General features: G+C 69.1%; 25 protein-coding genes. 15 read left to right on the forward strand and 10 right to left on the reverse strand.

Translation table 11 applies throughout. The annotated features are described in order from the left end of the window. Nucleotides 1–2: 2 nt before the first annotated feature. Both ACSG06_RS01305 and ACSG06_RS01310 read right to left on the reverse strand, forming a co-directional pair. The gene (locus ACSG06_RS01305; RefSeq protein WP_440988453.1) at nt 3–185 is read right to left on the reverse strand and encodes a hypothetical protein; all 183 of its coding nucleotides are present in this window, start codon (nt 183–185) and stop codon (nt 3–5) included. A 178-nt stretch (nt 186–363) separates the two neighbouring features. Continuing rightward, nucleotides 364–834 carry a DUF6789 family protein gene (locus ACSG06_RS01310; protein WP_440988454.1) on the reverse strand — a complete coding sequence of 157 codons (471 nt, stop codon included), beginning with the start codon at nt 832–834 and terminating at the stop codon, nt 364–366. A gap of 121 nt (nt 835–955) precedes the next feature. Here ACSG06_RS01310 and ACSG06_RS01315 point away from each other — a divergent pair, with 121 nt between their 5' ends. The 5 genes from ACSG06_RS01315 to ACSG06_RS01335 all read left to right on the forward strand — a co-directional run bounded on the left by ACSG06_RS01315 (nt 956) and on the right by ACSG06_RS01335 (nt 4,351). After that, nucleotides 956–1,201, forward strand: coding sequence for a DUF8001 family protein (locus tag ACSG06_RS01315; RefSeq protein ID WP_440988455.1), 246 nt, complete (start codon nt 956–958; stop codon nt 1,199–1,201). A 58-nt stretch (nt 1,202–1,259) separates the two neighbouring features. Continuing rightward, nucleotides 1,260–1,640, forward strand: a complete 381-nt coding sequence (locus ACSG06_RS01320; protein WP_440988456.1) for a helix-turn-helix domain-containing protein — start codon at nt 1,260–1,262, stop codon at nt 1,638–1,640. A 68-nt stretch (nt 1,641–1,708) separates the two neighbouring features. Beyond that, on the forward strand, nt 1,709–2,968 hold the full coding sequence (thrC, locus tag ACSG06_RS01325) for a threonine synthase (RefSeq protein ID WP_440988457.1): 1,260 nt from the start codon (nt 1,709–1,711) through the stop codon (nt 2,966–2,968). A gap of 88 nt (nt 2,969–3,056) precedes the next feature. Next, on the forward strand, nt 3,057–3,335 hold the full coding sequence (locus ACSG06_RS01330; protein WP_440988458.1) for a hypothetical protein: 279 nt from the start codon (nt 3,057–3,059) through the stop codon (nt 3,333–3,335). Nucleotides 3,336–3,583: 248 nt separating this feature from the next. Then, nucleotides 3,584–4,351, forward strand: a complete 768-nt coding sequence (locus ACSG06_RS01335; protein WP_440988459.1) for a helix-turn-helix transcriptional regulator — start codon at nt 3,584–3,586, stop codon at nt 4,349–4,351. A 9-nt stretch (nt 4,352–4,360) separates the two neighbouring features. Here ACSG06_RS01335 and serA read toward each other — a convergent pair whose 3' ends face one another. The 3 genes from serA to ACSG06_RS01350 all read right to left on the reverse strand — a co-directional run bounded on the left by serA (nt 4,361) and on the right by ACSG06_RS01350 (nt 7,174). Next, nucleotides 4,361–5,944, reverse strand: coding sequence for a phosphoglycerate dehydrogenase (gene serA / locus ACSG06_RS01340; protein WP_440988460.1), 1,584 nt, complete (start codon nt 5,942–5,944; stop codon nt 4,361–4,363). Nucleotides 5,945–6,152: 208 nt separating this feature from the next. Then, nucleotides 6,153–6,446, reverse strand: a complete 294-nt coding sequence (locus ACSG06_RS01345; RefSeq protein ID WP_440988461.1) for a DUF424 domain-containing protein — start codon at nt 6,444–6,446, stop codon at nt 6,153–6,155. Continuing rightward, complete coding sequence (locus ACSG06_RS01350) at nt 6,443–7,174, reverse strand: tetratricopeptide repeat protein (protein WP_440988462.1); 732 nt, start codon at nt 7,172–7,174, stop codon at nt 6,443–6,445. The genes ACSG06_RS01345 and ACSG06_RS01350 overlap by 4 nt, the downstream gene beginning before the upstream one ends. A 121-nt stretch (nt 7,175–7,295) precedes the next feature. On the opposite strand from ACSG06_RS01350, the gene thpR reads away from it, so the two are divergent. The 10 genes from thpR to ACSG06_RS01400 all read left to right on the forward strand — a co-directional run bounded on the left by thpR (nt 7,296) and on the right by ACSG06_RS01400 (nt 15,423). After that, nucleotides 7,296–7,850 carry an RNA 2',3'-cyclic phosphodiesterase gene (gene thpR / locus ACSG06_RS01355; RefSeq protein WP_440988463.1) on the forward strand — a complete coding sequence of 185 codons (555 nt, stop codon included), beginning with the start codon at nt 7,296–7,298 and terminating at the stop codon, nt 7,848–7,850. Between the two features lie 123 nt (nt 7,851–7,973). Next, nucleotides 7,974–8,126, forward strand: coding sequence for a 50S ribosomal protein L39e (locus ACSG06_RS01360; RefSeq protein ID WP_089732352.1), 153 nt, complete (start codon nt 7,974–7,976; stop codon nt 8,124–8,126). Then, nucleotides 8,126–8,404, forward strand: a complete 279-nt coding sequence (locus ACSG06_RS01365; protein ID WP_089732351.1) for a 50S ribosomal protein L31e — start codon at nt 8,126–8,128, stop codon at nt 8,402–8,404. Before ACSG06_RS01360 ends, ACSG06_RS01365 begins: the two co-directional genes overlap by 1 nt. Before the next feature lie 7 nt (nt 8,405–8,411). Continuing rightward, nucleotides 8,412–9,077, forward strand: a complete 666-nt coding sequence (locus ACSG06_RS01370) for a translation initiation factor IF-6 (RefSeq protein ID WP_440988464.1) — start codon at nt 8,412–8,414, stop codon at nt 9,075–9,077. A 527-nt stretch (nt 9,078–9,604) separates the two neighbouring features. Then, nucleotides 9,605–9,781, forward strand: a complete 177-nt coding sequence (gene rpl18a / locus ACSG06_RS01375) for a 50S ribosomal protein L18Ae (RefSeq protein WP_440988465.1) — start codon at nt 9,605–9,607, stop codon at nt 9,779–9,781. Further along, nucleotides 9,778–10,245, forward strand: a complete 468-nt coding sequence (gene pfdA / locus ACSG06_RS01380) for a prefoldin subunit alpha (RefSeq protein WP_440988466.1) — start codon at nt 9,778–9,780, stop codon at nt 10,243–10,245. The genes rpl18a and pfdA overlap by 4 nt, the downstream gene beginning before the upstream one ends. A 3-nt stretch (nt 10,246–10,248) precedes the next feature. Beyond that, on the forward strand, nt 10,249–11,424 hold the full coding sequence (gene ftsY / locus ACSG06_RS01385; protein WP_440988467.1) for a signal recognition particle-docking protein FtsY: 1,176 nt from the start codon (nt 10,249–10,251) through the stop codon (nt 11,422–11,424). Nucleotides 11,425–11,691: 267 nt separating this feature from the next. Continuing rightward, entirely contained in the window at nt 11,692–13,095 is a 1,404-nt protein-coding gene (locus tag ACSG06_RS01390; protein WP_440988468.1) for a signal recognition particle protein Srp54, read from the forward strand. A 285-nt stretch (nt 13,096–13,380) separates the two neighbouring features. Next, nucleotides 13,381–14,097, forward strand: a complete 717-nt coding sequence (locus ACSG06_RS01395) for a class I SAM-dependent methyltransferase (RefSeq protein WP_440988469.1) — start codon at nt 13,381–13,383, stop codon at nt 14,095–14,097. 351 nt (nt 14,098–14,448) lie between these two features. Next, entirely contained in the window at nt 14,449–15,423 is a 975-nt protein-coding gene (locus tag ACSG06_RS01400; protein WP_440988470.1) for an ornithine cyclodeaminase family protein, read from the forward strand. A gap of 4 nt (nt 15,424–15,427) precedes the next feature. Here the strand turns inward: ACSG06_RS01400 and ACSG06_RS01405 are convergent, their stop codons facing one another. From ACSG06_RS01405 to ACSG06_RS01425, 5 genes are all read right to left on the reverse strand, one after another. Beyond that, nucleotides 15,428–16,729 carry an outer membrane protein assembly factor BamB family protein gene (locus ACSG06_RS01405; protein ID WP_440988471.1) on the reverse strand — a complete coding sequence of 434 codons (1,302 nt, stop codon included), beginning with the start codon at nt 16,727–16,729 and terminating at the stop codon, nt 15,428–15,430. A 64-nt stretch (nt 16,730–16,793) separates the two neighbouring features. After that, complete coding sequence (locus tag ACSG06_RS01410) at nt 16,794–17,558, reverse strand: ABC transporter ATP-binding protein (protein WP_440988472.1); 765 nt, start codon at nt 17,556–17,558, stop codon at nt 16,794–16,796. Beyond that, a complete protein-coding gene (locus ACSG06_RS01415) occupies nt 17,555–18,310 on the reverse strand; it encodes an ABC transporter ATP-binding protein (RefSeq protein ID WP_440988473.1) in 756 nt (251 codons plus the stop codon). Before ACSG06_RS01415 ends, ACSG06_RS01410 begins: the two co-directional genes overlap by 4 nt. Next, on the reverse strand, nt 18,307–19,350 hold the full coding sequence (locus ACSG06_RS01420) for a branched-chain amino acid ABC transporter permease (RefSeq protein WP_440988474.1): 1,044 nt from the start codon (nt 19,348–19,350) through the stop codon (nt 18,307–18,309). Before ACSG06_RS01420 ends, ACSG06_RS01415 begins: the two co-directional genes overlap by 4 nt. Further along, the gene (locus tag ACSG06_RS01425) at nt 19,347–20,261 is read right to left on the reverse strand and encodes a branched-chain amino acid ABC transporter permease (RefSeq protein WP_440988475.1); all 915 of its coding nucleotides are present in this window, start codon (nt 20,259–20,261) and stop codon (nt 19,347–19,349) included. The genes ACSG06_RS01420 and ACSG06_RS01425 overlap by 4 nt, the downstream gene beginning before the upstream one ends. Nucleotide 20,262: the final 1 nt, after the last annotated feature.

Raw genomic sequence — 20,262 nt, forward strand, 5'->3', positions numbered from 1 at the left:
CGTCAGTCGTGTCTGTGGGGCCACTGGCTGGTCTCGACGAACGAGGTCGAGTCACAGACCCGGCACTCCGCCGGGGGTTCGTACACGTGGCTGCCACCTTCGACGTGTTCTGCGACCGTCCCGGCGTACACGAGCTGGCAGTCGGTACAGACGTACAGCTTCGGCCGCTCCGGTGAGTGTGCCATACGCTAGCTTCGACCGCACGGTAGATATGTCTGTTGCGTGGTAGCTCCGGTAAAGAAGGGGTGTCCGGTCGCCAGCGCGGGCGGCAGGGTCGCTGCCGTCGGTGGCCGGTCGGTGCCGATGACCGGGGGCCTGCTCGATTGTTGACCGGTACCCGTCCGGCCGCAGTCTGGCGAGTACTCAGTCCGCGAACGTGACGAACGGGTACACCAGCCCGAGCACGCCGCCGTAGACGAGGTGCCCGACGAGGCTCTGGACGTTCACGTTCGGGAGCGCGGGTGCCCCGGCGAAGCCGACGGCACTCAGCCAGACGGGCATGACCAGGACGGCCAGCACGAGCCAGAGCACGACGCCGTAGGCCAGCCCCACGCCGACGCTCGGGGCCAGTGCGTCGAGGTCGAGCTGCGACGCGACAGCGGCGAAGCCGACACCCAGGATGGCCGCGTGGATCATGTGGATCACCCAGCCGGCCGCGCCGCCGGAGAGGCCGTACATCGCGGGGATGGCGTTCTCGATGACGGGGGTCATCTGCACGGTGAGCATGACGCCCATGACCGCGCCGCCGACGAGCCCGCCGACGACGCCGCCCTGCCAGGGTTCGATACGTGTGTTCCGTCCGACTATCGTCTCGGTGGTTGTCTCGGATGCCATCACGAGAACGGATGTCACAGGGTGACATAGCGGTATCTCGGACGGGCGTGACGGCCGCATTCGGACACAACGCTGAAGTAGGGGGAAAGAGCGAAGGGCCCGAAGCGAGCAGTTGTGGACGATGACAGAGCCGATCCGCGTCCGGGCCGGCGAGCTCGAAGCCGACGAGATACTCGCGGCCCTCCGGGAGGGACGCCGCGTCCGCATCATCACCGAACTCCTGGGGTCCGAACACGAGGTGACGCTCAGACACGACGGGACGATCTTCTACTGCGACACCCCGACGACGCTGCACAAACACGAGACAGAGGCCGGGATGCGCCGGTGCATCGAGAACCAGGGCTACGCGCCGAAACGGGAGGAGTAGTCGCCTCCTCGATGCCGCGGTGGGTAGTCTTTAGGTCCCGCCAGCCCTCCGTTGGTCCATGAGCGACGCCTCCCCCGACGACCTCGGCGACCTGCTCGAACAGCCCGAGCCGGGCTTCCGGCAGGTGATGAGCTGCGTCTTCGGCATCCACGAACACGAGACGCGGACGTACCTGCTGCTGCTCGACCAGCCCGGCAGCACCGTCGAGGAGCTGGCGACCCAGCTGGAGCGCGACCGCAGCAACGTCAACCGGTCGCTGTCGACGCTGCTCGAACGGGGGCTCGTCGAACGCGAACGTCGGCTGCTCGACTCCGGGGGCTACGTGTACCAGTACACCGGTGTGGAACTGCCCGAGGCGAAGGAGATGCTCCACACCGCGCTCGACGAGTGGACCGAGCACGTCCACGGCGTCATCGAGGCGTTCGACGGCGAGCCCTGACCCCCCGACGTCGGCATCACTTCGCACGAACCTGCGTCTTTTTCCCCGCGTAGCGCTACCCCCCGACAATGAGTTCGCTCTCGCTCTCGGCCGAGGCACCGTCGGCACCGCCCGCCGCCGTCGACGGCGTCTGGCTCGAATGCATCGACTGCGGTGACGCGTACGCGCCGTTCGAATCGGTCCGGTACACCTGCGACTGCGGTTCGCTGCTCGAGGTACGCTACGACGAGCTCCCGACCTGGGACGCGTTCGACGGTCGTGGCGTCTGGCGCTACTCGGCCGCACTCCCCTTCGAGGAGGGCGTCTCCCTGCCCGAGGGCGACACGCAGTTCCACCGCGTGCCACGGCTGGAGGACGAGGTCGGCGTCGAGAGCCTCCGCATCAAGCACGAGGGGATGAACCCCACCGGCTCGTTCAAGGACCGCGGGATGACCGTCGGCGTCCGGACCGCCCAGGAGCTCGGCGTCGGCAGGCTCGCCTGCGCCTCGACCGGCAACACCTCCGCCGCGCTGGCGGCGTACGGCGCCCGCGCCGGGCTGGAGACGCTCGTGCTCCTCCCGGCCGGGAAGGTCGCCGCCGGGAAGGTCGCCCAGGCCAGCCTCCACGGCGCGCGCATCCTCGAGGTCGACGGCAACTTCGACACCTGCCTCGACATCGTGCAGGACCTCGCCGACAGGGGCGAGGCGTACCTGCTCAACTCGCTCAACCCCTTCCGGCTGGAGGGCCAGAAGACCATCGGGCTGGAGATCCTCGAAGCCCACAAGGAAGATTACGGCGAGTACCCGGACCGCATCGTCCTCCCCGTCGGCAACGCCGGCAACACGGCGGCGCTGTACAAGTGCTTCCGCGAGCTCGTGCAGGCCGGCGCGATGGACCGCGACGAGGTGCCGAAGCTGACCGGCGTACAGGCCGCCGGCGCGGCCCCGATGGTCGAGGCCATCGAGGAGGGTGCCGACGAGACGCGTCGCTGGGACCACGTCGAGACGGTCGCGACGGCCATCCGCATCGGCAACCCGGTCAACGCGCCGAAGGCCCTGCCCGGAATCCGCGAGACGGGCGGGACCGCCGTCGCCGTCGAGGACGACGCCATCACGCAGGCCCAGCGCGACCTCGCGGGCGAGGGCGTCGGCGTCGAGCCCGCCTCCGCCGCGAGCCTCGCGGGCCTCCGCAAGCTCCGTGAGCGCGGCGACGTGGCGGACGACGAGCGCGTCGTCTGTCTGACGACGGGGCACCTGCTGAAGGACCCCGACGCGGCCGCCGCGGCCGGTGCAGACCCGGAGCCGGTGCCCGGCGACACCGCGGGCGTGCTCGACCACCTCGGCAGCTGAGCGGGACCACTTCCACCGGCCAGTCAGACGGCCGTCGGTCGGGAGTCTGCCGCCGATTTTTGTACCGTGTGACCGTAGTTTCGGGTCCGTGTCCCGAAACGCCGAACCCGACCTGACGGCGGCCCTGCTGGGGAAGGAACCGAGCGAGGAAACCGACACCGACCGAACCCGAACGGACCCGGCCGCACTCCGCGCACAGGTGGCCGTGCTCGAACGTGACCTGGCGGCCCGCGAGGCGCAGGTGAGCGCGATGCGGGAGCAGTACGAGGCCGCGCTCGCGGCCCATGACGCCGACGAGGACCGCGATATCCGGACCGACGGTGGCCAGACGCTCGTCGACCGGTTCAGGCGCGCGCTGTCGCTGTAGTCGACGCCCGACGAGCGAGGCGAGTCGTCCGGGGCCGTCTGTGGGTCCCCGCCCCTTTCACTCCCGCCGCCACGCGCCGAGCGCGACGAACGCGAGCACCGCTGCCACCAGCCCGAGGACCGGCACCGTTCGAAATACGGACACGGGCACGACGGGCCCCGGTGGGATGACACAGCTATCCGTTCTTCCTGGACTGAGACGATCTTTCAGCGGTGAACTGTTATGTGCGCTGCCGTGAATCGACAGGGATGGATGCGACGGCTGTCGACGACACGGTGGCGCTGCTGAGCTGGGGGCCCATCCTCGAGGCCTGCCACGACGGGCCGGTCGACAGGTCCGAGATCGCCGAACGGGCAGGCTGCTCGCGGTCGACCGCGTACCGCGCCACCACCGACCTGCGCGAGGAGGGGCTCCTCGAACGGACGGACCGTGGGTACCGGATCACTGGTGAAGGCGCGGCAGTCCTTGCCCAGAGCCAGCAGTTCGTGGCCGGCGTGGAGGGAACGGCACGGCTCCAGCCCCTGCTCGAGTACGTCGACAACCCAGCGTTCGTCGACCTCGCCGCCCGGTTCGCGGACGCCGAGGTCGTCGCGCCGCTGGAGTCGGTCCCCTACCGCATCGAGAACCGGATGCAGTCGGTCATCGAGGGGACCCGCGAGCGGATGTTCGGGATGACCGACGGTCTCGGTTCGCCTGCGCTTGCCGAGGCGATGTTCGACCGGCTCCGCTCTGGCGTCACCGTCGACTGGCTACTCCCTCGCGAGATGTACGACCAGTTCACCGCGGCGTACGGGCCGCTCTCTACACACGCCGATGACGGCGGCGCGACGACCGTCTTCGTGCACGACGAGCTACCGGTGAACCTGGCCGTGTACGACGAGACGCTCGTGGTGCTCGGATTCGACCGGGAGCGCGGCGTGCTCGGCGCCGTGGCGATAGCCGACGACCCGGTCGCCTTGCAGTGGTCACAGGAGACCTTCGAGGCGTGTCGGGGTGCTGCAGAACGGGTCGAGTAGAACGGCGCTTCAGTCCTCGTCGAGGACGATCTGGCGCACCTCGATGATGCGGCCGTCGGCGAGCAGCTTCTCGATGGCCGCCTCGGGTACCTCGCCATCGACGTTGTAGACGGTGAGCGCCTCACCGCCGATGGTCTCGCGGGCGTTGAACATCCCCGCGATGTTGACGTCGTAGTCGCCCATGACACTCCCGATGAGGCCGATGACGCCCGGTTCGTCGGCGTTGCGCGCGACGACCATGCGACCGTGCGGGATCGCGTCGACCCGGTAGCCGTCGACGCGGACGATGCGCGGGTCGTCGCCGGCGAACAGGGTGCCACAGACCGAGACCTCGCTGTCGCCGTCGGCGACCTTCACGGTGACGAGGCTCTGGAAGTCCTCGGCCGAGCGGGTCTTGGACTCGGTGACGTCGATGCCGCGCTCCTCGGCGATGCGCGGGGCGTTCACGGCGTTGACCTGCCACTCGAGCGGCTGGAGCACGCCCTTGAGCGCGCTGGCGGTGACGAAGTCGACGTCCTCCTCGGCGATGTCGCCCTGGTAGACGACCTCGACGTTCGAGATGCGGTCGTCGAGCAGCTGTGCGGCGACCTTCCCCGCGGTCTCTGCGAGGTCGATGTAGGGCTGGACGCGCGGGAACGCCGTCTCGTCGATGGACGGGGCGTTCAGCGCGTTCATCACGGGCTCGCCGGCGAACGCGGCGACGACCTGCTCGGCGGTCGAGGTCGCGACGTTCTCCTGTGCGGCCTCGGTGCTCGCGCCGAGGTGGGGCGTGACGACCACGTCGTCGACGTCGAGCAGCGGGTTGTCCTCGCTCACGGGCTCCTCGGCGAACACGTCGACCGCCGCGCCGGCGACCACGCCGTCCGCGACCGCCTCGGCGAGCGCGGGCTCGTCGACGACGCCGCCGCGGGCGCAGTTGACGACGTAGCCGCCCTCGAGCTGGGCGAGCTCGGCCTCGCCGATCATCCCCGCCGTCTCGTCCGTGAGGGGGACGTGGACGGTGAGGAAGTCCGCACGGTCGAGACAGCCGTCGAGGTCGACGAGCTCGGCCCCGAGCTGGTCCGCGCGCTCCTCGCTGATGTACGGGTCGAACGCGACGATGTCCATGCCGAGCGAGCCGCACTTCTTGGCGACCTCCTGGCCGACGCGGCCGAGGCCGACGACGCCGAGGGTCTTGCCGTTGACCTCGGTGCCGAGGTAGTCGCCCTTGGCCCAGTCGCCGCCCTTCAGCCGGATGTGCGCCTGCGGGATGGAGCGCGCCGTGGCGAAGGCCATCGCGACCGTGTGCTCGGCGGCCGCACGGACGTTCCCCTCGGGCGCGTTCGCGACGATGACGCCGTGGTCGGTCGCGGCCTCGATGTCGATGTTGTCGACGCCGATGCCGGCCCGCCCGACGATGACGAGGTCGGGGGCCGCCGCGAACACGTCCTCGGTGACCTCCGTTCCGGACCGGACGACGAGGGCGTTCGCATCACTCACTGCCTCCAGCAGGTCGTCGCCGGAGACGTCGTACGCCGTCTCGACCTCGTGCCCCGCGTCGCGGAGCACGTCCAGACCCGCGTCCGCGATGGGGTCCGTTACGAGAACCTTCATGCCGCAAGCAACCAGCCCGGTCGGGTTAACGTTTCCTCTAGCGGCCCGCGTTGCGCTCCGTGCGGGACGTTCTCGCGGGGCACGGGTGGTTCGTCCCGACCGGCGGTCGGGTGCCCGGCGTGGGTAACGCGGCCTTACCCGACCGGCGGTCGGTCCACCTGTCGCTCGCCGGGTCGAAGCAGGTGGCTCCCGGGCCGAAGAAGTTGCGCTACCCGAGCCGAAGCAGCTGCGCGTGGAGCGTGTCCTCGATGGTCAGCACGTTCGCCTCGTCGACGACGCCGGCGTCGATGGCGACGCGCACCGACCGCTCGCCGACGAGGTTGGCGACGCTGGCCCGACGCAGGCTGTCGACCACGGCGTCCTCGTCGACCTCGTCGCCGGCGTAGAACTCCTCGGTGACGGTGAGCGAGAGGTCGCCCTCCTCGAACGTCTCGCCGAGCACGTCGGGGTCGCAGACGGAGACGAGCAGCCCCTCCTCGGTGCGTCGTTCGTTGAGGATCATCCGTCGACGAGTTCCTGCTCCTGTTGGCGGCGGATGGCCTCTGCCTCCTCCGCGACCTCCTCGGCCTCCTGATGTCTGTCCAGCTCCTCCAGCGCGCGGGCCTTCTCCTCCAGTACGTCGGCGTTACGCATACCGAGGCGGATGGCGTTGTCGAGGCAGTTCAGCGCGTCCTCGGCGAGCCCGCGTTCGAGCAGGAAGAAGCCCCGGTTGTACCACGCCTGGCCGAACCGCGAGTCGAGTTCGACGGCTCGCTCCGCGTGTTCGAGCGCGCGAGACACGTCACCGGACTCCCAGAGCGCGTAGGCGAGGTTCGTCTCGGCGCTCGCGGCGTGCTCGGAGTCGTCGTCGATGTGCAGGGCCTCCTGATACGCGCCGATGGCCTGGTCCCACTCCTCCATCTCGGCGTGGGCGACGCCCTTGTTCACCCAGCCCTCCTGCTCGACGAGCTCGTCGTCGGCGAAGCGGGCGGCGCGCTCGAATGCGTCGGCGGCCTGCTCGTGGCGGTTGATGCCCATGTAGTTCAGGCCGACGTCGATGAGGGCGTCGGCGTCGACGTTGCCGCTGTCGAGGTTCTCCCGGTCGAGCATGTCGGTGACGACGCGGGAGTCGACGGGGTCGACCTTGCTCGGGTCGACGCCCAGCTCTGGGGGGTCGAGGTCGAAGCCCTCGTACGGGTCGGAGAAGCCCTGACCCTCGGAGAACTCGTGCTTTCGCTCCTCGTCGGTCATACACCGCGGTTGGCGGTCCGGACGGGTAAGGGTTGCGACGTGCAGACGGGGGGAGAACCCGCTCTCTGCGTGCGATTGAACGGAAGATAGTTTCAAGTCGCAGTCGGGCATCTGGTGGGCCATGCGACTGTTTGTCAGTGTCGATCTCCCCCCGGACCTCGCCGACGACGTGGCGTCGGTGCAGGAGCGGTTCGCGGACGCCAGCGGGCTGGACCCCACGGACCCCGGGAGCGTCCACGTCACGCTCAAGTTCCTCGGCGAGGTCAGCGGCGCCCGCCTCGGTCGGGTCGAGGACGCCGTCGCGGCGGGCGTCGACCGGGCCGACGTCGAGCCGTTCGAGGCGACGTTCGGCGGCCTCGGCGTCTTCCCCTCGCTCGACTACATCAACGTCGTCTGGCTCGGGGTCGACGACGGCGCCGACGAACTCGTGGCGCTCCACGAGGGCATCGAGGCCGAGACGACGGCCATCGGCTTCTCCCCGGAGGACCACACGTTCACGCCCCACGTCACCCTCGGCCGGATGCGCCACGCCGGCGGGAAGGAGCTGGTGCAGGAGGTGGTCCGCGAGACCGACCCGTCGGCCGGCTCGATGGCGGTCGACGAGGTCCGCCTGACCGAGAGCACCCTGACCGACGACGGGCCGGAGTACGAGACCGTCTCCCGGTTCCCGCTGTAGCACCCACCGCCGCGGCGCCGGCGACCGGGCTCGACCTGCGCCGGCGAGCCCGAACCGCACCGGCCCACGTGGCGGCTCGAAAAGAACAACACTATAAACGCGGGCGGGGTATCTGCGGGCACTATGGGTAAGAAGTCGAAGGCGAAGAAAAAGCGCCTCGCCAAGCTCGAGCGACAGAACAGCCGGGTGCCTGCATGGGTCATGCTGAAGACCGACATGGAGACCCAGCGCAACTACAAGCGCCGGAACTGGCGGCGTAACGACACCGACGAATAATGAGCGCGAACGACTTCGAAGAGCGCGTCATCACCGTGCCGCTCCGCGACGTGAACGCGGAGGCCAAGCACAAGCGCGCCGACAAGGCGATGTCCCTCATCCGGGACCACCTCGCACAGCACTTCAGCGTCGACGGCGACGCCGTGCGCCTCGACCCCTCCATCAACGAGGCGGTCTGGTCGCGCGGCCGCAAGAAGCCCCCGAGCAAGCTCCGCGTTCGCGCCGCCCGCTTCGACGAGGACGGCGAGTCGATCGTGGAAGCCGAACACGCGGAGTAACGCAGCCGTGCTACGGACCGCGTTCGCCGGGTCTCCCTACGTCGGCGTGTTCGCGCGGGCCACCGACACCTGTCTGCTGTGTCGCCCCGACCTCGACGAGTCCCTCCAGGACCAGCTCGCCGACGAGCTCGAGGTCCCGGCCATCCCCACGAACGTCGCCGGCTCCTCGACCGTCGGCGCGCTCGCCGCGGGTAACTCCAACGGGCTGGTCGTCACCAGCCGCATCCGCGACAACGAGCGCGAGCGGATCGCAGACGCCATCGACGGACAGTTAGGCGAGCTCCCCGGTCGGCACAACGCCGCCGGCAACATCATCCTCGCCAACGACACCGGCGCGTACGTCCACCCGAACCTCTCGGACGAGGCCGTCGCCGTCGTCGAGGACACCCTCGACGTGCCCGTCGAGCGCGGCGACCTCGCGGGCGTCCGCACCGTCGGCACCGCCGCCGTCGCGACGAACAAGGGCGTGCTCTGTCACCCCAAGTCGACCGACGAGGAGCTCGACGCGCTCGAGGAACTGCTCGGCGTCCCGGCCGACGTCGGCACCGTCAACTACGGCGCGCCGCTCGTCGGCTCCGGGCTCGTCGTCAACGACTACGGCTACGTCGCCGGCGAGGACACGACCGGCCCCGAGCTCGGGCGCATCGAGGACGCGCTCGGCCTCGTTGACTGAGTTTCGGCTTTCTGTCGTCGATTTCTGCCTGGGAGTTTCCGAGTAGTGTGTACTTTCACCACCGGCGCGCGCTGGCGAGACTGCGCGACCGCAGGGAGCGCGTCGAGCCTCCAGCGCGCGAGGGACGAGCATCGCAGCGGAGCGAGAAGCGGAGGAGGCTGGGGAGGTGTGAGGTGCGGTGCTGTGCGTGGGTGGGACTGAAAGGGGCGAGGCGGTCGGCGTCTCCACGAGCGCAGCGAGTGGAGGCTCGGAAGACGGAGTCTTCCGGTGAACCCGGCCGAAGCAAGCACTGGAACGGAGTGAAGCGCGCAGCGAGGTCTCCGCGAGCCTGCGAGCGGAGAGCAGCGAGACGACGGAGGAGTCTCGCCAGGCCCGGGAGCCGAGTGCCTCGGGGGCGTTCTGGCTGTTGTCGGGACCAGTCCTCCCCGTCGAAGTCACCTCGACTCTGCTTCCACAACACCACTTCAATTCGACACGCACGCGAACAGAAGGGAACATTCTTCCATCTGCCCGACCGAGTAGCGGCCATGAGTCAGTTTACTGTCCGCGGGACGTTCCAGGCACGAGAGGGGGACCGCCCCTTCGAGACGACGGTCGACGCGCCCAACGAGAACGTGGCACGTGAGCGCACGTTCGCGACGTTCGGCAGCAAGCACAACCTCAAGCGGACGCAGATGGAGGTCACGGAGGTCGAGGCACAATGATGGGCGGTGGCGGCGGTCAGATGCAGCAGCTCCAGCAGGAGATGCAGGCCATCCAGCAGGAGATCGAGGAGCTCGAGGGCGAGGTCTCCGACCTCCGCGACGAGCAGACTGAGATCGACGAGGCCATCGAGGCCCTGGAGACGCTGGAGACGGACTCGGTCGTGCAGGTGCCGCTCGGCGGCGACGCGTACATCCGCGCGACGGTCGAGGACATCGACGAGATCGTCGTCGGTCTCGGCGGCGGCTACGCCGCGGAGCGCGACCAGGACGGCGCCATCGACACGCTCGAGGCGAAGAAGGACACCGTCGACGACCGCATCGAGGACGTGCAGGGCGAGATCGCGGAGCTGGAGAGCGAGAACGAGCAGCTCCAGCAGCAGGCCCAGCAGGCCCAGCAGCAGCAGCTCCAGCAGCAGATGCAGCAGGCCCAGCAGCAGCAGGCCGAGGAAGACGGCGACGAGTAAGCGATGTTCGACAGCCTGAAGGAGAAACTCGGCAGTTTCCGCGACGACGTCGAGGAGACCGCCGAGGAGAAGGCCGCCGAGGAGGAGGCCGAGGACGCGGCGACCGAGGCTCCCGAGGGCGAGACTGCGGAGGCCGCGGCGGCAGAGCCGGTCCCGGAGACCGAGGACGCCGAGTCGGCTGCCGAGTCCGCCGAGGAGCCGGTCGCGGAGACGACGGACGTCGAGCCCGAGCCGGCCGACGCGGAGCCGGTCGCGGACGAGGAGCCCGCAGCGGACGAGGAGAAGTCCACGGGCTTCGGCGCGAAGATGAAGGCGGCGGCGACGGGCAAGTTCGTCATCGAGGAGGAGGACCTGGAACAGCCGCTCTGGGACCTCAAGATGGCGCTGCTCGAGTCCGACGTGGAGATGAGCGTCGCCGAGGAGATCCTCGACCGCGTCGAGGAGGAGCTCGTCGGCGAGCGCCGTAGCTTCACGACCTCGACCGGCAGCATCGTCGAGGACGCGCTGCGCGACGCGCTGCTGGAGGTCATCTCGGTCGGGCAGTTCGACTTCGACCAGCGCATCGCCGAGGCGGACAAGCCTCTGGTCATCATCTTCACCGGCGTCAACGGCGTCGGGAAGACGACGAGCATCGCGAAGATGTCCCGCTACCTCGAGGAGCGGGGCTACTCGTCGGTGCTGGCGAACGGCGACACGTACCGTGCGGGTGCGAACGAGCAGATTGCCGAGCACGCGGAGGCGCTCGACCGGAAGCTCATCGCCCACCAGCAGGGCGGCGACCCGGCGGCGGTCATCTACGACGCCGTCGAGTACGCCGAGGCGAACGACGTGGACGTGGTGCTCGGCGACACGGCGGGCCGCCTGCACACCAACGAGGGGCTGATGGACCAGCTCGAGAAGATCGGGCGCGTCGTCGGGCCGGACATGACGCTGTTCGTCGACGAGGCCGTCGCGGGGCAGGACGCGGTCCGGCGCGCCGAGCAGTTCGACGACGCCGTCACCATCGACGGCTCCATCCTGACGAAGGCCGACGCCGACTCGAACGGCGGCGCGGCCATCTCGGTCGCCCACGTCACGGGCAAGCCCATCCTCTTCCTCGGGACGGGACAGGGCTACGACCACCTCGAGCGGTTCGACCCGGAGGTCGTCGTGGCACGGCTGCTCGGCGACGACGAGTAGCGAGGGCCCGTTTCTGCGGTCGGCTCGCGGAAAGAGAGATGCATCGCCAGGATGCCATCGGGATGATGGAAGTGGGGATGGGATGACAGCTGGCGACAGACTGCACACGGCGCTACGACGACCGGGGATAAAAGCGGTCCCAGAAGCCAGTTTCGGTAGTCAAATCGAGGGGTTGCTCGCGATTCCTCGCCGCCGGCGTGCCGTCGTGTGACAGCGCTCCGGCGAGAAAAAGGCCTTTAGGCGGGAGCCACGTACGGGTATCCGATAATGGTACTCGACGACTTGGGGAGCTCTCTCCGAGGCACCCTCGACAAACTCCGCGGGAAGTCACGCATCTCCGAGGAGGACGTCGAGGAGGTCGTCAAGGAGATCCAGCGGTCGCTGCTGCAGGCGGACGTTGACGTCTCCCTCGTGATGGAGCTGTCGGACAACATCAAACAGCGCGCACTCGAGGAGGAGCCGCCGTCGGGCACGCCGGCCCGCGATTTCGTCCTCCGTATCGTCTACGAGGAGCTGGTCGACCTCATCGGTGACTCGACGGAGCTCCCGCTGGAGGAACAGACCATCATGCTCGCCGGTCTGCAGGGGTCGGGGAAGACGACCTCCGCGGCGAAGATGGCGTGGTGGTTCTCGAAGAAGGGCCTCCGCCCGGCGGTCATCCAGACGGACACGTTCCGTCCGGGGGCGTACGACCAGGCGAAGCAGATGTGCGAGCGCGCCGAGGTCGACTTCTACGGCGACCCGGACAACGACGACCCGGTCGACATCGCCCGGAAGGGCCTGGAGGCGACCGACGACGCCGACGTCCACATCGTCGACACGGCCGGTCGCCACGCGCTGGAGGACGACCTCATCGACGAGATCGAGGAGATCGAGTCGGTCGTCCAGCCGGACATCTCGCTGCTCGTGCTCGACGCGGCCATCGGGCAGGGCGCCAAGGAGCAGGCCCAGCAGTTCGACGAGTCCGTGGGCATCGGCGGCGTCGTCATCACGAAGCTCGACGGGACCGCGAAGGGTGGCGGTGCGCTGACCGCCGTCAACGAGACGGACTCGTCCATCGCCTTCCTCGGGACCGGCGAGGAGGTCCAGGACATCGAGCGCTTCGAGCCGGAGGGGTTCATCTCCCGCCTGCTCGGTATGGGCGACCTGGGCTCGCTCGTCGAGCGCGTCGAGCGCGCCATGGAGGAGACCCAGGAGGAGGACGAGGACTGGGACCCCGAGGACATGCTCCAGGGCCAGTTCACCCTGAAGGACATGAAGAAGCAGATGGACGCCATGAACCGCATGGGTCCGCTCGACCAGGTGATGGACATGATCCCGGGCTTCGGCGGTGGCGGGCTGAAGGACCAGCTGCCCGACGACGCGATGGACGTCACCCAGGAGCGCATGCGCAGCTTCGAGGTCATCATGGACTCGATGACCGACGAGGAGATGGAGAACCCGCGCTCGGTCGGCCAGTCGCAGGTCGAGCGCATCTCCCGGGGCTCCGGCCAGCCCGAGGAGAAGATCCGCGAGCTGCTCCAGCAGCACAAGATGATGGAGCAGACCCTGAAGCAGTTCCAGGGCGGCATGGACGGCGACATGCAGCGCATGATGAAGAAGATGCAACAGCAGGGCGGCGGCGGTGGCGGCATGGGCGGCATGGGCGGCGGTGGCGGGCCGTTCGGGTAATCTCGTCTCGGGTTTCTAGTCGACGTTGTCGTCGCAGTCGGACGATCAGCCGGCGAGCGAGGCGGCTGCGGCCGGTGGGTTCGTTGGTGACCGCCGTCTTCTGGGATGCTACCACTGCACACTGGTCGGGAATGCGAGAGACATGTCTCCCGGCCGTTGTCTGGGTCTGTCGGTCGGAGACCGGACGCAGTCTGTCGATATGTGCATGCGACACGTCCACAGGTGTGGGGTGTTACCATCTTTCATTACATTCTTATTACAATTGGGGTGTGTTAGCTCATGTGTATGGCAGCAGATGCACTCGGCACGGCGATGCGGGACTACCAGCGCGGCGACCTCGGCGACTGTCGGTACGTCGACGGCGACGACCGGATGGACGGCCACATCGCGGAGAACTACTTCGGGAGCCACGAGGACTGGGACGACGACCGGCGCGGGTGGTTCGCGGCGTTCGACGGCCCGGTGCTCGACCTCGGTTGCGGCGCGGGCCAGCACGTCCGCTTCTTCGAGGACCGCGGGTCGGAGGTGCTCGGCGTCGACGTGAGCCCCGGCGCTGTGCAGGCGGCCCGCGAGCGGGGCTGTGAGTCCGTCGCCGTCGCCGACATGTTCGACCTGCCCTTCGAGCGCGACCGGTTCCGGTCGGTGCTGCTGAACGGCACCCAGATCGGCCTCGCGCACTCCGTGGCCGGCGTGCGCTCGCTGCTCTCGGACCTCGCCCACATCACCGACGAGGCGGCCACCGCGCAGGTGGACAACTACGACCCGACGCTGGTCGATTCGGCGCTGTTCGGCTACCGGCCCGACCCCCGGGACGGCTTCGCGCACCGCACCTTCCACTTCGAGTACGAGCCGCAGTCCGGTGAACGGATGCTGGGTCGTACATTGCACTTCCTGCTGTTCTCGCCCGCCCGGCTGCGGGACATCTGCGTGGGGACGCCGTGGTCGGTGAGCGAGGTCGAGCACCACCACGAGGTGTACTACAACGCCCGATTGACGAAGTGAGTCGAGTCCCGAGTGGTTCGGAATCGGCTGGGTGCGAGACTCGATGGTGACGACGACAGCCAGAAAGCCCCCGCCGTCTCGGCTCCCGCGGCTCGTTGCGGTCCTCGCTCCGCTGCGGTCCTTGCTTCGCCGGGGTTCGCCGAGACGGCGGCCCCTTTCAGTCCCGCACGACAGCACCGCACCTCAGACCTCCCCAGCCTCCTGCGCTTCTCGCTCCGCTGCGATGCGCGTCCCTCGCACGAGCGTCTGCTCGCGGCCTTCGGCACGCTCGCCAGCCGCGCGCCACCCGGCTGTCCGGGGTCGGGAGTCCACCCACAAACAGTTAACACGACACCCGGCAACTCCCCGGACATGGTACTCGTACTCACCGACGACGAGGTCGCCGCTCTCATCGACCTCCCGTCGCTCGCGCCGGTGGTGGAGGACGCGCTCGTGAAGCAGGGCCGTGGCGAGGTCGAACGCCCGGACCGCCCGCACTACGACGTCGGCACGGGACTCGACGGACCCGAGCCGCTGGGGATGGGCCTCGCCATGCCCGCGTACGTCCACGGCGAGCCGTACTTCGCGACGAAGCTCGTGGGGGTCCACGGTGGCAACGCCGAGCGCGGGTTGCCGACCATCCACGCGCAGGTCGTGCTCGCCGACGCCCGGACGGGGGAGCCCGTCTCGTTCATGAACGGCGGGCGCATCACGAACGCCCGGACCGGCTGCATCGGCGGGCTGGCGGCGCGCGAGCTGGCGGCCGAAGAACCGCTCCGCGTGGGCGTGCTCGGCGCGGGCACGCAGGCGCGCTGGCAGACCCGGGCCATCGCGGCGCTCTGCGACGTCGAGTCGGTCAGCATCTACTCGCCGAGCGACTCGCGGGACGACTGCGCGGCCGACCTCCGCGAGCACGACATCCCGGCGGAGGCGGTCGACTCGGCCGAGGCGGCAGTCGGGGACTCCAACGTCGTCGTGACGGCGACGACCAGCCCGGAGCCGGTGTTCCCGGCCGACGCGCTCGCGCCGGGCACGCTCGTCGTCGCAGTCGGCGCGTACACCGGCGAGATGCAGGAGCTGGAGTCGGCGGTGTTCGACCGGGCCGCCCGGGTCTTCGCCGACGTGCCAGAGGAGGTGGCGGAGATCGGCGACCTGCTGGCGACCGACCTCGCTGCCGAGGACCTGATTCCGCTCTCGGCGGTGTTCGAGGGCGAGGCCGGGCGGGAGTCCGACGAGGAGATCCTGGTCGTCGAGAGCGTCGGCACGGCGGTGCTCGACGTGGCCGCTGCGTCGGCGGTGTACGAGTCGGCGACCGAGGAAGGAATCGGGACCGAGCAGTCGCTCTGACGGTTTACTCCAGCACTCGAAGGCCGAAGCTGCGGTGGCTCGGCTGGGTCCGGAGGAACAGCCGACCACCCGCGACGACGGGCGGCATGTCGGACGGTTCGGGCAGGTCGACGCGCGCCAGTTCGTCGCCGCGATTCCGGTGGAGGACGCGGAGCGTGCTGTCGATCTCGTCCCCGTCGCTGTCCTGCCACTGGACGAGGTACACGCGGTCTCCTGCGACGACGGGTGGGGCGTGCGACACCGGTTCGTCGCCGGTCTCCTCGACCGTCCAGCGCGTGTCGCCGGTGTCGGGATCGCGGGCCTCGATGCGGCCGTGCATCGCGCCGTGGAAGTCGTAGTGGAGCAAGAGCAGGTCGTCGGTGACGGCGGCGACGTTCTGTTCGGCGTTGAGGCCACTACCGTCGTCTTGTTCGAACTGTAGGTCGTGCGTCTCGTTCCACCTGACCTCCTGGTCCTGCCCATCGAACGTGAGCAGTTCCTGTGCGTCGGGCCGTCCCGTTGAACAGTACACCGTGCCGGAGCGCACCGTCGCCGCTCTGGGTGACGCCCGCGGCGTCGACCAGCGGGTGTCGCCGGTCGCAGGGTCGAGAGCGTGGAGCTCGTCCGGGCGCTCCTCATCGTCGCCTTCCAGCCTGGCGTAGAACGCCTCGTCGTCGGCCGCGAGCGGTATCCACCGTCGCTCGCCGTTGCTCCTGCTCCAGTATCGGTTCCCGGTCCGTGGGTCGAGCGCTGCCAGCGACGGGTTACCGACCGAGCCACGCCCGGTCAGCAGGAGTCCGTGAGCTGGAATCAGGCGACTGTGGTTGGCTGCACCACTCGTCCACCTGGCAGAACCGTCGGATGGATGGAGCGCGCGTATCCCGTCGTCCGACGACAACCAGAACACCGTCTCGCCCGAGACGATCGGGGGTTTCGCGGTCATGCTGCCCGCGCCCGAGACCCGCCAGCGTTCCTCGCCGGTCCGGGCGTCGAGCGCGACGAGCCGTTCCGCCTCCTGGCCCCGTCGGATACCGGAAACTGCGACGTACACGATGCCGTCGGCGACCACGGGCCCGGCGACGTCGGTCGGCTCGATTTCGGTGAACTCGGCCACCCAGCCGTCGCTCCCGAGTTCGTCCGGCGCGGCGTACCCGGGAACCGACCGCGTGTTCCCGGCGTCGTACTCCGGGTGCGCCCAGTCCGCCGGCTCGGTCAGGGCCGGAGCCGGTGGGTCACCGCGCCCGGAGCCGAAGGGGTCGAACCCGACACAGCCGCCGAGGAGGGCACTCCCGGCCGTTGCGAGGAGCTGTCGTCGTGTGGAGGGCATCTGTCCGGGATACGACTGGTCTGGATAAAAATATGAGGGGCGGCGGTTCGAGAGGCTTACCGCCTCACCCGCCGAGGAACTGCCGCCGCACCTCGTCGTCGTCCAGCAGGTCGTCGCCGGGGCCCTCGTAGCGGTTCTCGCCCTGTGCGAGCACGTAGCCGCGGTCGCAGCGCCGCAGTGCCTCCTTGGCGTTCTGCTCGACCATCAGCACGGAGGTGCCGGCGGCGTTGACCTCGTCGATGCGGTCGAACATCTCGTCGACGAGGTCGGGTGCGAGTCCGGCCGAGGGCTCGTCGAGCAGGAGCAGGTCGGGGTCGAGCATGAGTGCCGCGCCCATGGCGAGCATCTGCTGCTGGCCGCCCGACAGCGTGCCGGCGTTCTGGTCGCCGCGCTCCTCGAGGACGGGGAAGCGGTCGAACACCGCCCGTTTGCGTTCCTCGGGGATGTCGTCGAGGATGTACGCGCCGATGCGGAGGTTCTCCTCGACGGTGAGCGACGGGAACACGTTCTCGGTCTGGGGGACGTAGCTCATCCCGACCGTGATGACCTCCTCCGGCGGGAAGTCGGTGATGTCGACCCCGCCGAACGTGATGGACCCGCCCATGCGCTCGGCGAGGCCGAACACGGACTTCATCAGGGTGGACTTCCCGGCCCCGTTCGGGCCGACGATGGCGACGTACTCGCCCTCGTCGACGTGCATGTCCACGTCGGAGAGCACCTGGAGGTCGCCGTAGCCCGCGTCGAGGTCGGTCACGTCGAGCAGGTGGTCGTCCCGCGGGCTGTGGGTGTCGTCCGGCGCGTCGTCGTCGAGCGTCGATGCGTCGTTCATGATCCAAGGTAGGCGTCGATGACGCGTTCGTCGTTCAGTACGGCCTCTGGCTCGCCCTCGACGAGCAGGCTGCCCTGCTGGAGCACGACCAGCCGGTCGACGAGTTCGGTCAGCGTCTCCAGTTCGTGTTCGATGACGACGACGGTCATCCCGTCGTCGTTCAGCTTCCGGATGTGGTCAGCGATCTCGTTCGTGAGCGTGGGGTTCACCCCGGCGAACGGTTCGTCGAGCAACAGCAGGTCGGGCTCCAGCATCAGCACGCGGGCGAGCTCGAGCAGCTTGCGCTGGCCGCCCGAGAGGCTGCTCGCGTACTCGTCGGCGAGCCGGCCGAGCTCGAACGTCTCGATGAGCTCGTCGGCGCGCTCGGCCACCTCGGCCTCGGTCCGCTGCATCGCGCCGGTGCGCAGGAGCGCCGAAACCGGCTGTTCGCCCGGCTGACCCGGCGCGGCGAGCCGGACGTTCTCCCGCACCGTCATCGTGTCGAGCTGGCGGGTGTGCTGGAACGTCCGGACCAGCCCGTCGCGGGCGAGTACCTCGGTGTCCGTGCCGGTCACGTCGGTGCCGTCGAAGCGGACGGTGCCGCCGTCGGGCTGGACCACGCCGCTCACGCAGTTGAAGAACGTCGATTTGCCCGCGCCGTTGGGGCCCATGACGCCGACGAGTTCGCCCTCGTCGACCGAGAGCGAGAGGTCGTCGATGGCCAGCAGGCCGCCGAACCGCTTGACGAGGCCGTCGACGTCGAGCAGGGTCACGAGTCCACCTCCAGCTCGCGTTCGTCGCCCCAGATGCCGGCGGGCCGGTACCTGATGACGAGGATGAGGATGAACCCGACGAGGATGAGCCGGAGCGACGCGAAGTCGCCGGCGCTGACGGGCGCGAGACCCTGGGCGAACCGGGACAGCAGCCGCAGGCCCATGATGATGCCGAGCCCGCCGAGCACCGCGCGGTGGTTCGATGCGCCGCCGAGCAGCATCCCGATCCAGACGGTCACCGTCACCTGCAGCTCGAAGAAGTCGGGCGAGATGGCGCCGTTGTACATCGCGAAGATGGCTCCCGCGAAGCCGGCGAGGGCGGCGCCGTAGACGAACGACTCCATCTTGTACCGGAACGTCGACTTGCCGACGGCCCTGGTCACGAGCTCGTCGGCGCGGATGGCGCGCAACACCCGTCCGTACGGGGCCTCGGTGAGCCGGGCGACGATGGCGAACGTCAGCGCGGTGAGGCCGCCGAACACCAGCAGCGTCGCCACGAGCGTCACGTCGCGGCTGCCCGCGATGTCCGACAGCGGCGTCGGCACGCCGAAGATGCCGGTGGTCCCACCGAAGATGTGCGTGAAGTTGATGAAGAAGGTGTGGAAGATCTCGGCGGTGGCGAGCGTCGCGATGGCGAGGAAGTCCCCGCGCAGGCGCAGCGACGTGGCGCCGACGAGTGCGCCGAGCAGTCCGGCGACGAGCACGGCGGCGACGAGCCCGACGGGCCACGGGTAGCCGAGCGCGATGCCCTCGAACGAGTCCACCGCACTGAGCATCGCCATGGTGTACGCGCCGGCCGCGAAGAACACGACGTGGCCGAAGTTGACGAGCCCGGTGTGGCCGTACTGGAGGTCGAGCCCCAGCACGAGGATACCGTAGACCACGAACAGGATGCCGACCTCGAAGAACACGTAGAGGTCGCCCGGAATCGACGCCGTGATGGGCGTGAACGCGATGGCGAGCCCGAGCAGCACGGCGACGACGCTGAGCACCAGCGCGGTGTCGGAGTCGCGGTCCGGCAGGGAGTCGGCGAGGCTCATGCCTCACGCACCTCCGCGCCGGCGATGCCGCTGGGCTTGACGAGCAGGACGACGACGAGGATGGCGAACGCGATGGCCGAGGAGATGCCCGTCATCGAGGCGGGCAGGAACGCCGTCGAGAGCGCCAGCGCGACCCCGATGACGTACGCGCCGGCGATGGCGCCGTAGGGGCTGCCCGCGCCGCCGAGGATGGCGGCCGACAGGATCTGCAGGATCTGGCTGAACCCGGTCGAGACGCTGACGTTCGTCTGGATGCCGAGCAGCACGCCCGACAGGCCGGCGAGCATCCCGGCGAGCACCCAGACGCTGTTGCGGATGAACTGGGTGTCGATGCCGCGGACGCGGGCGAGCGCCTCGTCGTCGCTCATCGCCCGCATCGCGATGCCCACGTCGGTCCGGGTCAGGACGGTGTGGAGGACGAGGAACACGCCGAGCGCACAGCCGACGACGACGAGCTGCTGGGAGGTCACGAAGAAGCCCCCGAGCAGGTCGACCGAACCGACGCTGAGGTCGGGGACGTCCCGGAACTGCCACGTCGTCGTGTCGGTGTCGTAGTACCGGGCGCTACGGCCCGCGGTGAGCCGGATGGCGTTGCGCAGGACGAGCCCGAGTCCGATGGACGTCAACAGCATCGGGATGGGACCGGTGTGGTTGATGGGCGTGAAGAACACCTTCGCGAGCAGCAGGCTGGCGACGCCCCCGCCAGCCATGGCGACGAGCACCGCCACGGGCAGCGGCAGCGGCAGCGCGCTCGCCGAGAGCAGGCCGATGAACGCGCCGATGGTGAGGTACTCGCCGTAGGCGAAGTTGATCATGTTCACGATGCCGTAGATGAGCGTGAACCCGATGGCCGCGATGGCGATGTACGAGCCCGTGACGAGCCCGAAGATGAGGTTCTGTGCGAGCCCCATC

The sequence above is a fragment of the Haloarchaeobius baliensis genome (genome assembly GCF_052060055.1).
Taxonomy (GTDB): domain Archaea; phylum Halobacteriota; class Halobacteria; order Halobacteriales; family Natrialbaceae; genus Haloarchaeobius; species Haloarchaeobius baliensis.